A 12,482-nucleotide genomic window follows, 5' to 3' on the forward strand; every position below is an offset into this window, starting at 1 on the left:
GGATCGGGGCCCGGTGTGCGCGAGGATGGGGGGCATGCCGAACCGACTGGCCCATGAGACGTCCCCCTACCTCCTTCAGCACGCCGACAACCCCGTCGACTGGTGGCCCTGGTCGGCCGAGGCCTTCGAGGAGGCGCGCGAGCGTGGCGTGCCGGTGCTGCTGAGCGTGGGATACAGCAGCTGCCACTGGTGCCACGTCATGGCGCACGAGTCCTTCGAGGACGAGGCGACGGCCGCGCTCATGAACGAGAAGTTCGTGAACATCAAGGTCGACCGCGAGGAGCGGCCGGACGTCGACGCCGTCTACATGGAGGCCGTGCAGGCCGCGACGGGCCAGGGCGGCTGGCCCATGACCGTCTTCCTCACCGCCGACGCCGAGCCCTTCTACTTCGGTACGTACTTCCCGCCGGAGCCGCGGCACGGCATGCCGTCGTTCGCGCAGGTCCTCGACGGCGTCCACCGGGCGTGGACGGACCGGCGCGGCGAGGTCGCCGAGGTCGCCGGGAAGATCGTGCGGGACCTCGGGGAGCGGCAGCTCACCCACGGCTCGGGCGAGAAGCCCGGCGAGGACGAGCTCGCGCAGGCGCTGCTCGGCCTGACCCGGGACTACGACGCGACACACGGCGGGTTCGGCGGCGCACCGAAGTTCCCGCCGTCCATGGCGGTCGAGTTCCTGCTGCGGCACTACGGCCGCACGGGCGCGGAGGGCGCGCTGCAGATGGCCGCCGACACGTGCGAGCGGATGGCGCGCGGCGGCATCTACGACCAGCTCGGCGGGGGCTTCGCGCGCTACTCCGTCGACCGTGAGTGGGTCGTGCCGCACTTCGAGAAGATGCTGTACGACAACGCGCTGCTGTGCCGCGCCTACGCCCATCTGTGGCGGGCCACCGGCTCCGAGCTCGCGCGGCGAGTCGCCCTGGAGACCGCGGACTTCATGGTCCGCGAACTCCGTACGAACGAGGGCGGTTTCGCCTCCGCGCTCGACGCGGACAGCGAGGACCCGGCGACGGGCGCGCATGTCGAGGGCGCGTACTACGTGTGGACGCCGGGGCAGCTGCGGGAGGTCCTGGGGGAGGAGGACGCGGAGCTGGCGATGACCTGCTTCGGTGTGACGGAGGAGGGCACGTTCGAAAAGGGCGCGTCGGTCCTCCAACTCCCCGCCCTGGACGCCCCCTTGGCGGACGCCTCCCGCCTCGCCTCCGTGCGGGAGCGGCTGCTCGCGGCGCGTGCCGAGCGGCCCGCGCCGGGCCGTGACGACAAGGTGGTCGCCGCCTGGAACGGCCTCGCGATCGCCGCGCTCGCGGAGGTCGGTGCGTACTTCGACCGTCCTGACCTGATCGCGGCCGCCGTCGCCGCGGGCGATCTTCTCGTACGTCTCCACATGGACCCGCGCGCACGGATCGCCCGCACCTCCAAGGACGGCCAGGTCGGCGCCAACGCGGGCGTCCTGGAGGACTACGCGGACGTGGCGGAGGGCTTCCTCGCGCTGGCCGGGGTCACCGGTGAGGGGGTCTGGCTGGAGTTCGCCGGCTTCCTCCTCGACCATGTCCTCGCGCAGTTCGTGGACGCGGAGAGCGGCGCGCTGTACGACACGGCGGCGGACGCGGAGCGGCTCATCCGGCGCCCGCAGGACCCGACGGACAACGCGGCGCCGTCCGGGTGGACGGCCGCCGCGGGCGCGCTCCTCTCGTACGCGGCCCACACCGGCGCCGAGCCGCACCGCACGGCGGCGGAGCGTGCGCTGGGCATCGTCAAGGCGCTCGGCCCGCGCGTGCCGCGCTTCATCGGCCACGGCCTCGCGGTCGCAGAGGCGGCGCTCGACGGACCGCGCGAGGTGGCGGTCGTGGGCGAGATCCTCGGCGACCTGCACCGCACGGCACTGCTCGGCACCGCACCCGGCGCCGTCGTCGCCGCGGGCCCGGCGGGCAGCACCGAACTCCCGCTGCTCGCCGACCGCCCCCTGGTCGAGGGACGCCCGACGGCGTACGTCTGCCGCGGCTTCGTCTGCACGGCCCCGACGACGGACCCGGCGGAGCTGGCGAGCCTGCTCTCCTAGCCCGCAACCGTCGCCGGGCCGCCATTACCCGCGAGGTAATCGCCCGCCCCGTCCGCGCAGGAAAGACTGGCGATCTTCCCGCGCCGGACGGGGCGCGGGCCGGAACGGAGAGGCCGGCCATGTCCGCCACGCCCGCACCCGCACCCACGTCCACACCCACACCCACACCCACAACCGCAGGCCGGAGCACCCGCGCAGTCGTCGAGGAACTGCTGCGGCGGATCGGTGAGGGCGACCCCGAGCGGATCGCCGAGCTGTACGCCGAGCGGGGCGACTGGAAGCTGGACTGGCCGGAGTCCGAGCACGGCAGGGCGGCCACGCCGTGGATCCGGCACCGGACCACCCGGGCCGACGCCGCCGCGCACTACCGCGAACTCGCCGAGCACCACGTGCCCGAGGAGGTGGCGACGGAAGTCGAGCGCGTCCTCGTCGACGGCGCCGACGCGGTGGTGCTCGGCGAGATCCGCCAGACCGCCCGCCCCACGGGACGTGCGTACCGCGCGCGGTTCGCCCTGCACCTCACGGTCGAGGACGGGCTCGTCACCCGGCACCACGTCTACGAGGACAGCCTGGCGGTGGCGCGGGCGTTCGAGCCGGGGGGTGCCGCCTAGGCCGTCCGTGCCGCGGAGCGGTGGGCCGGGGTGCCGAACTCCTCCATCGCGCGGTCCACGATGTCTTCCAGGTGGTCGTGGTGGGCGCCGCGCCAGAACACCCGGGCGCAGCTCTCGCACTGGGCGAAGACGTCGTACGTGCCGCGGGTGCCGCCCTTCAGGAGGTCCGCCACCTCCTCCTTCGTGGCCGGCCTGAGCGTGCCGTTGCAGGCGCTGCAGCGGGTCCAGGGGCGCAGCTCGGGGGCGAACCGGCCGAGGATGTCGCGGAGTTGGTCGTCGGGGCGGTCGCTGTAGACGTACGCCCCCGCCCACAGCTCGCGGCGGCGCAGCAGGCCGCGGTCGCGGCTCAGCAGGACGCGCCGCTCGGCCGCCGAGCGCGCGGCGAGGGCCGGGTCGCCGATGTCGGTGCTCTCGTACGCCGCGTCGACGCCGAGCAGCCGCAAGCGGCGGGCCAGCGTGCCGAGATGGACGTCGAGGAGGAAACGGAGCGGGGCGCCCGGCACCGGCTGCGGGCGCGTCACCGCGCGCACGGTCACCGTCTCGCCCGCCGCGGGCACGTGTCCGGCGGCGACCCCGCGGCCGTCCACGACGAGCGCGCCGACCTCCGTCAGCGGGACGCCGAGCGACTCGACGACGTGCCCGAGCGTGGACACCCCGTCCGTGACGGCCGCGGTGGGCCCGCCCCTGCGTGTCTGCGGGACGAAAATCCCCAGCTCGGGGGCGAAACTGATGGAGATCTCCGGACCGTTCATGCCGTCAGGATGGCATGCCGGGCCGGGCGTCACCGGGAATTTCCCGCCTCCGGGAACCCGTGCGCCAGCATGTCGAGGGTCCGGTCCACGAGCGCGGTCAGGTCGTCCTTGTGGTCGTGCTCCGCCCAGTACGCGGCGGTCTCGGTGAGCGCGCCGATCAGCCCCATCGCGAAGGTCCGCACCTCCAGCTCGTCCGCGTCCCGGCCGGTGCGCTCCGCGATGACGCGGCGCAGGATGCCGCCGGTGACCGACATGCTCTCCAGCATCCGGGAGCGCACGGCGGGCACCTCGATCATCAGCTTCGTCCGCAGCCGCGACACCTCGGGCTCCTCGGTGTGACCGAGGCCGACGGCCCGCCGCAGCACGTGCCGCAGGGACTCCACGATCGGCTCGTCGGCGGGACGCTCCCGCAACTCCTGCTCCAGGAGCGGGTCGAACTCGTCGGTGAGGACGATGTCCTCCTTGGTCGGGAAGTAGCGGAAGACGGTGGAGGGGGACACCTCCGCCGCCTCCGCGATCTGCTCGACCGTCGTCGCCTCGTACCCCTGCGCCCGGATCAGCCGGTATGTCGCCTCACGGATCGCGAGGCGGGTCTTGAGCTTCTTGCGCTCACGGAGGCCCGGCCGGGGGGCGCCCGTGGGTGCGGGGATACGTGCGGCCGTCATGACGTCATTGTCGTGCATCGGCCCCGGCCCTGGGCAGCAGCGCGGCGACGAACAGCGCGGTCACCAGGGCGGCGACTCCGCTGACCAGCAGGACGAGGCCCATGCCGTGGACGTACGCGGAGTTCGCGGACTCGACGAGCCCCGGTGCCCCGGCCCGTTCGGCGACCCCGTGCGCGGCGACCACCGAGTCACCGGCGGCGTCGGCCGCGGGTCCCGGCAGGCCGCCGGTGTCGAGCCGGTCGGTGTAGGCCCCGGCGAGCAGCGAGCCGAGCAGCGCGATCCCGAGGGCGCCGCCCACCTGTCGTACGGTCATGAGCAGCCCCGAGCCGGAGCCCGCGCGCTCCACGGGCAGCGCGCCGAGCGCCGAGTCCATGGCCGGCACGATCGCGAAGCCGAAGCCGAGACCGGCGATCGAGAGCCACAGCGCGGTGAAGCCGTAGCCGCTGTCGACGTCCGTGCGGCTGCCGAGTATCGCGGCGAAGGCGAGGACGACGAGCCCGCCGCTGATCACCGCCCGCGCCCCGAAGCGCCGGACGACCGGCTCCGCGCCCTTCGCGGCGACGAGGAGACCGCCCATCATCGGCAGCATCCGCACGCCGGTGCCGAAGGCGTCGTTGCCGAGCACGGCCTGGAGGTACTGCGGCAGCACGAACATCAGGCCCGACAGCACGAACATCACCAGCGTCGCCGCCATCGTGTTCAGGAAGAAGCCGCGGTTGCGCAGCAGAGACATGTCGAGCATGGGCCGCGCCGCCCGTCGCTCCCGCAGCACGAGCGCGGCGACGAGAAGGGCGGCACCGGCGAGCATCGCGACGACCAGCGGGTCGCCCCAGCCGCGCCCCGGCGCCTCGATGACGCCGTAGATGAGGGCGCCGAGACCGGCGGCGGTCAGGGCGGTGGAGACGACGTCGACCTTCGGGGCGGCGGGGTCGCTGGTCTCGGGGAGCAGGAACAGACAGGCGGCGAGGCCGATCGCGACCATGGGGACGTTGATCAGGAAGATCGAGCCCCACCAGAAGTGGTCGAGGAGCCAGCCGCCGACGATCGGCCCCAGCGGCGCGCCGAGCGCGGAGGCGGCCGAGACGATGCCGACGGCCTTGGTCCGCTCGCCGGGCCCGAAGAGGGCGGGCAGGACGGCCATGGCGAGCGGCATGACGAGGGCGGCGCCCACGCCCATGACGGCACGGGCCACGACGACCAGCGAGACGTCTTCGGCGAGCGCGCCGATCAGCGAGCCGGCCAGGAAGATCCCTAGCCCGGTCATCAGCATCCTGCGGCGTCCGAACCGGTCGCCGAGGAGCCCGGCGGGCAGCATCAGGGCGGCGAAGACCACCACGTAGGCGTCCGCCATCCACTGCTGCTCGCCCGTGCTCGCGCCGAGCTGCTCGGCCATCGTCGGCAGCGCCACATTGAGGATCGTCATGTCGAAGCCGAGCACGAGCATGCTCGCGACCAGGGCGGCGAGGGCCCACCAGCGGCGGGGGTCCTGCCGCACGGCGGCGGAGTTACCTGTGACAGTCACCATGAAATGAGAGTAACTGTCAAAAGATGCGTGCTGTCAATATCAGTCGCCGTCGCGGGCATGAAAAAAGTGGCCGCGACTGGGGAGTCGCGGCCACTCACATGGCAGGGGGAGCGTCAGCCGTGTTGGTAGGCCACCAGGGAGATGCCCACGTAGTGCACGGCGAAGGCCGCCAGGGTCAGCGAGTGGAAGACCTCGTGGAAGCCGAAGAAGCGAGGGGAGGGGTTCGGGCGCTTGATGCCGTAGATCACGCCGCCCACGCTGTAGAGCACGCCGCCGACGATGACCAGGACGAGCACCGCGATGCCGCCCGTGCGCATGAAGTCCGGCAGGAAGAAGACCGCGGCCCAGCCCATCGCGATGTAGCACGGGGTGTAGAGCCAGCGCGGGGCGCCGACCCAGAAGACCCGGAAGGCGATGCCGGCGACGGCCGCCCCCCAGATGCCCCACATCAGCCACCGCCCCTTCGCGTCGGGGAGCAGCAGCAGGGTCAGCGGGGTGTACGTGCCCGCGATGATCAGGAAGATGTTGGCGTGGTCGAGCCGGCGCAGGACGCCGTCGGCCCTCGGGCTCCAGTCGCCCCGGTGGTAGAGCGCGCTCACGCCGAACAGCAGGCACGCGGTCAGGGCGAAGATGCCGCAGGCGAGGCGGCCGCGGGAGGAGTCCGCGAGCGCGGTGAGCACCAGGCCCGCGACCACCACCGCGGGAAACATGCCCGCGTGCAGCCAGCCGCGCATCTTCGGCTTCACGGGGAGCGGCATGGAGTCCGGGGACGGGACGAGCGAGGGGTTGTCGGAGTCGGCCGAGTGGTCGTCCGCGGGCTGCGGGATCGCTTCGGGGACGTGAGCGGTCATGTGTCGCATCGTACCTACGGGCCCGTAAGTCCGGAATCAGGCGGGGAGTTCTCGGCCACGGGGGGAGGGTTCCCGGCCACAGGGGGAGCGGCCCCGGCCACAGGGGACGGTTCCACGCCAGAAGGGGACGGAACCGCGCCCTCGCACCCGTACCCGTACAAGTGGCGATGCTCACGCCGCTCAGGTGTGAAGCCCTCTGGACAGATGCGCGCGAGCGTCGGATGATCAAATGAGTGCGGTCGGCACCGGATGAGCGCCAAAGTACGTACACGTGAAGCGTCCGGGTCGCAGCCCCCACGGGGCATACATCCTGAAAACCCCTCGATTAGGAGCAATCGTGGCGCGCGACATCGCGGCTCCCCTGTCCTTGGGCACTGCCCCGACCAACCACCGGGAGCTCGTCTCCTGGGTCAACGAGATCGCCGAACTGACGCAGCCCGACCGCGTCGTGTGGTGCGACGGATCCGAGGCCGAGTACGAGCGCCTGTGCGAGGAGCTCGTCACCAAGGGCACCTTCAAGAAGCTCGACCCGACTCTGCGCCCGAACTCGTACTACGCGGCCTCCGACCCGACCGACGTCGCGCGCGTCGAGGACCGCACCTTCATCTGCTCCGAGAAGGAGGAGGACGCGGGCCCGACCAACCACTGGAAGGCCCCCGCGGAGATGCGGGAGATCTTCCGCGGCAAGGACGAGCGGGGCGGTGTCTTCCGCGGCTCCATGTGCGGCCGCACCATGTACGTCGTGCCCTTCTGCATGGGCCCGGTCGGCTCGCCGCTGTCCGCGATCGGCGTCGAGATCACCGATTCGGCGTACGTCGCCGTGTCCATGCGCACCATGACCCGGATGGGTCAGCACGTCCTGGACGAGCTCGGCGAGGACGGCTTCTTCGTGAAGGCCGTCCACACGCTCGGCGCGCCCCTCCAGGAGGGCGAGGCCGACGTCCCGTGGCCCTGCAACTCCACGAAGTACATCTCGCACTTCCCCGAGGACCGCGAGATCTGGTCGTACGGCTCGGGCTACGGCGGGAACGCCCTGCTCGGCAAGAAGTGCTACGCCCTGCGCATCGCCTCCGTCATGGCCCGCGACGAGGGCTGGCTGGCCGAGCACATGCTGATCCTCAAGCTGACCCCGCCGCAGGGCGAGTCGAAGTACGTCGCCGCCGCGTTCCCGTCCGCCTGCGGCAAGACGAACCTCGCCATGCTGGAGCCCACGATCTCCGGCTGGACCGTGGAGACCATCGGCGACGACATCGCCTGGATGCGGTTCGGCGAGGACGGCCGGCTCTACGCGATCAACCCCGAGGCCGGCTTCTTCGGCGTCGCGCCCGGCACCGGCGAGCACACCAACGCCAACGCCATGAAGACGCTGTGGGGCAACTCCGTCTTCACGAACGTCGCGCTGACGGACGACGGCGATGTCTGGTGGGAGGGGATGACGGAAGAGACTCCGGCGCACCTCACGGACTGGAAGGGCAACGATTGGACCCCGGAGGCGGGCGTCCCCGCGGCCCACCCCAACGCCCGCTTCACCACCCCCGCCTCGCAGTGCCCGATCATCGCGCCCGAGTGGGAGGACCCCAAGGGCGTGCCGATCTCGGCGATCCTCTTCGGCGGCCGTCGCGCCAGCGCGGTGCCGCTGGTGACGGAGTCCTTCGACTGGCAGCACGGCGTCTTCCTCGGTGCGAACGTCGCCTCCGAGAAGACCGCCGCCGCCGAGGGCAAGGTCGGCGAGCTGCGCCGCGACCCGTTCGCCATGCTGCCGTTCTGCGGCTACAACATGGGCGACTACATGGCGCACTGGGTGAAGGTCGGCGCGGACAAGGACCAGTCCAAGCTGCCGAAGATCTACTACGTCAACTGGTTCCGGAAGAACGCGGACGGCAAGTTCGTGTGGCCCGGCTTCGGCGAGAACAGCCGCGTCCTGAAGTGGATCGTGGAGCGCCTGGACGGCAGGGCCGAGGGCGTCGAGACCCCCATCGGCATCCTGCCGACGGTCGACTCGCTGGACACCGACGGTCTCGACCTGGCCAAGGACGACCTGGAGTTCCTGCTCACGGTCGACAAGGAGGTCTGGCGCGAGGAGGCCTCCCTGGTCCCCGAGCACCTCAACACCTTCGGCGACCACACGCCCAAGGAGCTGTGGGACGAGTACCGCGCGCTGGTGAAGCGCCTCGGCTGACGAATCCCCGCGCATCCCGGAGGGGCCCCGCACAACGGCGTGCGGGGCCCCTCCGCGTGTCCGCACCCGTCCCCGACCGCCGACATTCGCAACTTTCACACCTTGCCTTTACATGACTCTCACATGTTTCAATGACCCGCACGGGGGCCGGTGATCGTCACGGGCCGTCAAACAAGCCTGTGGGGGGCCAAGTTGAAGAAGACTCAGCGGTTGAGGCGCGCGACGGGGGCGGCGGTCGTCGCGGCGCTCGGCTCGGCCGGGCTCGTCGCGGTGGGCACGCCCGCGGCGCACGCCGCCACCGCGTCGGACGAGGTCGTGAAGCTGCCGATCTCCTCGTACTCGGCGATCGCCGTGGACTCCGTGCACGACCGGGTCTACGTCTCGGACAACAATCGCGGCAGCTGGGACAACAAGGGCGTCATCGCCGTCTACGACTTCGAGGGGCACCTCGTCTCCAAGAAGACCACGGACACCCGGGTCTCGGGCCTCGCGCTGAGCGCGGACGGCAACACGCTCTACACCGGCGAGCGCGCCAGGATCGTGACGTACGACGCGGCCACGCTCAAGCCGACCGTGGTCTCCAACGCGTACGAGGAGACCTGCGGCCGCGAGGTGGCCGTCACCGGCGACAAGGCCTGGTGGACGACCCAGTCCGGCTCCTATGTGTCCGACTGCCCCGAGACGCGGAGCGACCTGGACGGCCTGGTGGGCGGCGTCCACGGCCGGACCGGCTGGAACGCCAGGGGCAGGCTCGCCCTGGAGGCCGCGCCGGGCGACACGAAGCGGTTCTTCATGGGCCAGGAGCCCAGCTCCACGGAGAAGGACCCGTTCCTGGCCGCCTTCGACGCCGAGGGCGACAACCCCGTGCGCGACGCCGTGCGCCGCTTCGGCGACAGCGAGGGCAAGGGGGCGCTGCAGCTGAAGGACCTGGCGGTCAGCGCGGACGGCAAGCGGGTGGCGGTCGCGGACGCCGCGTACGGCACCCGGCTCCTGAACGCCGGTGACCTGTCGGACGCCGGCACGCCCTACCAGGCGCTGCCCGAGGGGGCCACGTCCTCCGCGGTGGCGTTCAGCGGCGACGGGAAGTACGTGGCACGCGGTGCGGCCGCCACCGGGAGCACCGCCGACCTGCTGGTGCAGCCCGCCGACCCGGCGGACGGGGTGACGCCGTTCGAGTTCGCCTTCGAGGGGCCGCTCGACGGCAACCGTGTCGTGCCGCGCGGTCTCGACTGGTCGAAGGACGGGAAGCGGCTGTTCGCCGTCACCACCAGCGCCGCGGGACACGAGTACTGGCTCCACATCATCCAGCCGCCCGCCGCGCAGTACGACTCGCGCTTCACCGGCACGATCGGCACCACGCCTGCGAAGCCCGTGGTCGGTGAACCCCTCGGTATCCGCGGCAGGCTGGAGCTGGACGGGACCGCGCCCGCGGAGCCCGTGAAGGTCACCGCGGTCCGCAAGGACGCCGACGGTACGCAGGAGGTGGCGGCGGCCAAGGTCGCGGCCGACGGCAGCTTCACCGTCCTCGACGTGCCGGACCGGCTCGGCGAGGCGACGTACACGCTGCGGTTCCTCGGCGACGTCACCCACCGCCCGGCCGAGGACGTCACGGTCACGGTGGACGTGGCCAAGGCCCCGACGGCGGTCGAGCTGACCGCGCCCGCCGAGGCGACCCGGGCGGGCGGCGTGGAGATCACCGGCAGGCTGACCGGGCAGGGCCGCGCGCTGCCGTCCGGGATCAGCCTGAAGGTGACGCGGACCGACCGCTTCGGCACGACGGGTGAGCTGACGTCCGCGCCGGTCGCGGCCGACGGCACGTTCAAGCTCAGGGACCTGCCGAGCAAGCGGGGCAGGACGGTCTACGAGGTGAGCTACGCGGGCGACGCGCTGCACGAGGCCTCGACCGCGCGGGCCACCGTGAGGATCACCGGCTAGGCGGCGGGCACCCCGGCCGCCGCCGGGGTTGGTGGCGCCCGGTCCGCGGCCTTCCCGGCCGCGGACCGGGGCCGATCAGGGGGCGCCGACCAGGCGCGTGGCGTCCGCGTGGGCGTCCATGCGGCCGGCGGCCAGGATCGCCGCCGCGGTGTCGGCGCGGGAGGCCGCCACGACCAGGGCGCGGCCCGCGAGGGCGTGGGCGCGCTGGTGCAGGGCGGACAGGTGGGGTTCGTGAATCGCGGCTGCGACCGCGGACCTGGGCGGGAGCGCGCCGCCGCGCAGCCGCGCCACCTGGTGCGCCAGCTGCTCGGCGGCGTCGTCCAGGTCGGCGGACGGGGTCAGGGCGCGCAGCTCGTCCGTGACGGCGAGCAGCGCGGCGAGGTGCCCGGCGAGCTGGATGTCCAGCTCCTCCTCGCGGGAGCGGTGGGGGTAGCCCGCGTCGTCGGCCATCGAGTGGACCGACTTGGTGCGGATCGGCTCATACATGGGACGGCCTCCAGACGGTTGCTTGAAAGCCATCCTAGCTTAGATCCTGTCTAAAGTTGAGTAGGTCCCAATGTCGGCCGGTCACGGTTGGCTGTAGCCGTCGAGGAAACGGCCGATCCGGGTGACCGCCTCCGCGAGATCCGGCGCGCTCGGCAGCGTCACGACGCGGAAGTGGTCGGGCTCCGGCCAGTTGAAGCCCGTGCCGTGCACGACCATGATCTTCTCGGCGCGCAGCAGATCGAGCACCAGCTGCCGGTCGTCCTTGATCTTGAAGACCTTCGGATCGAGCCGCGGGAAGAGGTAGAGCGACCCCTTCGGCTTCACACAGCTCACGCCGGGGATCTGTGTCAGCAGGTCGTACGCCGTGTCGCGCTGCTCCAGGAGCCGGCCGCCCGGCAGTACGAGGTCGTTGATCGTCTGCCGTCCGCTCAGCGCGGCGACGACGCCGTGCTGGCCGGGCATGTTCGCGCAGAGGCGCATGTTGGCGAGGATCGTCAGGCCCTCGATGTACGAGGAGGCGTGCGCCTTCGGGCCCGAGATCGCCATCCAGCCGACGCGGTAGCCCGCCACGCGGTACGCCTTCGACATGCCGTTGAAGGTGAGGGTGAGGAGGTCCGGGGCGATGGCGGCGGTCGGCGTGTGCGTCGCGCCGTCGTAGAGGATCTTGTCGTAGATCTCGTCCGAGCAGACCAGGAGGTTGTGCCGGCGGGCGATGTCGGTGAGGCCGCGGAGCATCGCGTCGTCGTAGACCGCGCCGGTCGGGTTGTTCGGGTTGATGATCACGAGCGCCTTGGTGCGGTCGGTGATCTTGCGCTCGATGTCGACGAGGTCCGGCATCCAGTCCGACTGCTCGTCGCAGCGGTAGTGCACGGCGGTGCCGCCGGAGAGCGACACGGCCGCGGTCCACAGCGGATAGTCGGGCGCCGGTACGAGGACCTCGTCGCCGTCGTCGAGCAGGCCCTGCATGGCCATCACGATGAGCTCGGAGACGCCGTTGCCGATGAAGACGTGCTCGACGTCGGTCTCGATGCCCAGGGTCTGGTTGTGCATGACGACCGCGCGGCGGGCGGCCAGGAGGCCCTTCGCGTCGCCGTAGCCATGCGCGTCGCCGACGTTGCGGAGGATGTCCTCCAGGATCTCCGGGGGGCACTCGAAGCCGAAGGCCGCGGGATTGCCGGTGTTGAGCTTGAGGATGCGGTGCCCGGCCGCCTCCAGCCGCATCGCCTCCTCGAGGACCGGGCCCCGGATCTCGTAACAGACGTTGGAGAGCTTCGTCGACTGGATGACCTGCATGTCCGCGAGCTTAAGGCCGGGCGGGACGTGCCGCTTCGTGTTTTCGGACACAAGAGGGGCGTGCGGGGGCGCTGGGGGAGTGTCCTGTCAGCGGTCGGTTGTGTCCGTTCGCGGTCTTGTCCTCGCACC

At 71.8% G+C, this 12,482-nt stretch carries 10 protein-coding genes; 4 read left to right on the forward strand and 6 right to left on the reverse strand.

The genetic code is table 11. The features are described from left to right. Nucleotides 1–34 precede the first annotated feature (34 nt). Nucleotides 35–2,056 (forward strand): thioredoxin domain-containing protein, encoded by a 2,022-nt coding sequence (locus ACZ56E_RS08400; RefSeq protein WP_471212350.1) that lies wholly within the window; start codon nt 35–37, stop codon nt 2,054–2,056. A gap of 119 nt (nt 2,057–2,175) precedes the next feature. Next, nucleotides 2,176–2,667: a nuclear transport factor 2 family protein gene (locus tag ACZ56E_RS08405; protein WP_471212352.1), complete on the forward strand. Its 492-nt coding sequence runs from the start codon at nt 2,176–2,178 to the stop codon at nt 2,665–2,667. Here ACZ56E_RS08405 and ACZ56E_RS08410 read toward each other — a convergent pair. From ACZ56E_RS08410 to trhA, 4 genes are all read right to left on the reverse strand, one after another. Then, nucleotides 2,664–3,419, reverse strand: a complete 756-nt coding sequence (locus ACZ56E_RS08410; protein ID WP_471212354.1) for a Mut7-C RNAse domain-containing protein — start codon at nt 3,417–3,419, stop codon at nt 2,664–2,666. The genes ACZ56E_RS08405 and ACZ56E_RS08410 overlap by 4 nt on opposite strands. A gap of 29 nt (nt 3,420–3,448) precedes the next feature. Continuing rightward, entirely contained in the window at nt 3,449–4,084 is a 636-nt protein-coding gene (locus tag ACZ56E_RS08415; protein ID WP_471212357.1) for a TetR/AcrR family transcriptional regulator, read from the reverse strand. Between the two features lie 4 nt (nt 4,085–4,088). Next, the gene (locus tag ACZ56E_RS08420; RefSeq protein WP_471212359.1) at nt 4,089–5,609 is read right to left on the reverse strand and encodes an MFS transporter; all 1,521 of its coding nucleotides are present in this window, start codon (nt 5,607–5,609) and stop codon (nt 4,089–4,091) included. A gap of 113 nt (nt 5,610–5,722) precedes the next feature. Continuing rightward, nucleotides 5,723–6,460, reverse strand: coding sequence for a PAQR family membrane homeostasis protein TrhA (gene trhA, locus ACZ56E_RS08425; RefSeq protein WP_471212361.1), 738 nt, complete (start codon nt 6,458–6,460; stop codon nt 5,723–5,725). 337 nt (nt 6,461–6,797) lie between these two features. Here trhA and ACZ56E_RS08430 point away from each other — a divergent pair, with 337 nt between their 5' ends. Next, nucleotides 6,798–8,639, forward strand: coding sequence for a phosphoenolpyruvate carboxykinase (GTP) (locus tag ACZ56E_RS08430; RefSeq protein ID WP_471212363.1), 1,842 nt, complete (start codon nt 6,798–6,800; stop codon nt 8,637–8,639). Nucleotides 8,640–8,831: 192 nt separating this feature from the next. Next, complete coding sequence (locus ACZ56E_RS08435) at nt 8,832–10,574, forward strand: Ig-like domain repeat protein (protein ID WP_471212365.1); 1,743 nt, start codon at nt 8,832–8,834, stop codon at nt 10,572–10,574. A 75-nt stretch (nt 10,575–10,649) separates the two neighbouring features. Here the strand turns inward: ACZ56E_RS08435 and ACZ56E_RS08440 are convergent, their stop codons facing one another. Then, nucleotides 10,650–11,060: an SCO4983 family protein gene (locus ACZ56E_RS08440; RefSeq protein ID WP_468087643.1), complete on the reverse strand. Its 411-nt coding sequence runs from the start codon at nt 11,058–11,060 to the stop codon at nt 10,650–10,652. 81 nt (nt 11,061–11,141) lie between these two features. Then, on the reverse strand, nt 11,142–12,353 hold the full coding sequence (locus tag ACZ56E_RS08445; protein ID WP_471212367.1) for a pyridoxal phosphate-dependent aminotransferase: 1,212 nt from the start codon (nt 12,351–12,353) through the stop codon (nt 11,142–11,144). Nucleotides 12,354–12,482 lie beyond the last annotated feature (129 nt).

The sequence above is a fragment of the Streptomyces sp. NPDC039480 genome (genome assembly GCF_055597165.1).

Bases quoted from the DNA above. Each gene is read 5' to 3' on its own strand.
- ACZ56E_RS08400 (WP_471212350.1), top strand. From the start codon at position 35: ATGCCGAACCGACTGGCCCATGAGACGTCCCCCTACCTCCTTCAGCAC.
- ACZ56E_RS08405 (WP_471212352.1), top strand. From the start codon at position 2,176: ATGTCCGCCACGCCCGCACCCGCACCCACGTCCACACCCACACCCACA.
- ACZ56E_RS08410 (WP_471212354.1), bottom strand. From the start codon at position 3,419: ATGAACGGTCCGGAGATCTCCATCAGTTTCGCCCCCGAGCTGGGGATT.
- ACZ56E_RS08415 (WP_471212357.1), bottom strand. From the start codon at position 4,084: ATGACGGCCGCACGTATCCCCGCACCCACGGGCGCCCCCCGGCCGGGC.
- ACZ56E_RS08420 (WP_471212359.1), bottom strand. From the start codon at position 5,609: ATGGTGACTGTCACAGGTAACTCCGCCGCCGTGCGGCAGGACCCCCGC.
- trhA (WP_471212361.1), bottom strand. From the start codon at position 6,460: ATGACCGCTCACGTCCCCGAAGCGATCCCGCAGCCCGCGGACGACCAC.
- ACZ56E_RS08440 (WP_468087643.1), bottom strand. From the start codon at position 11,060: ATGTATGAGCCGATCCGCACCAAGTCGGTCCACTCGATGGCCGACGAC.
- ACZ56E_RS08445 (WP_471212367.1), bottom strand. From the start codon at position 12,353: ATGCAGGTCATCCAGTCGACGAAGCTCTCCAACGTCTGTTACGAGATC.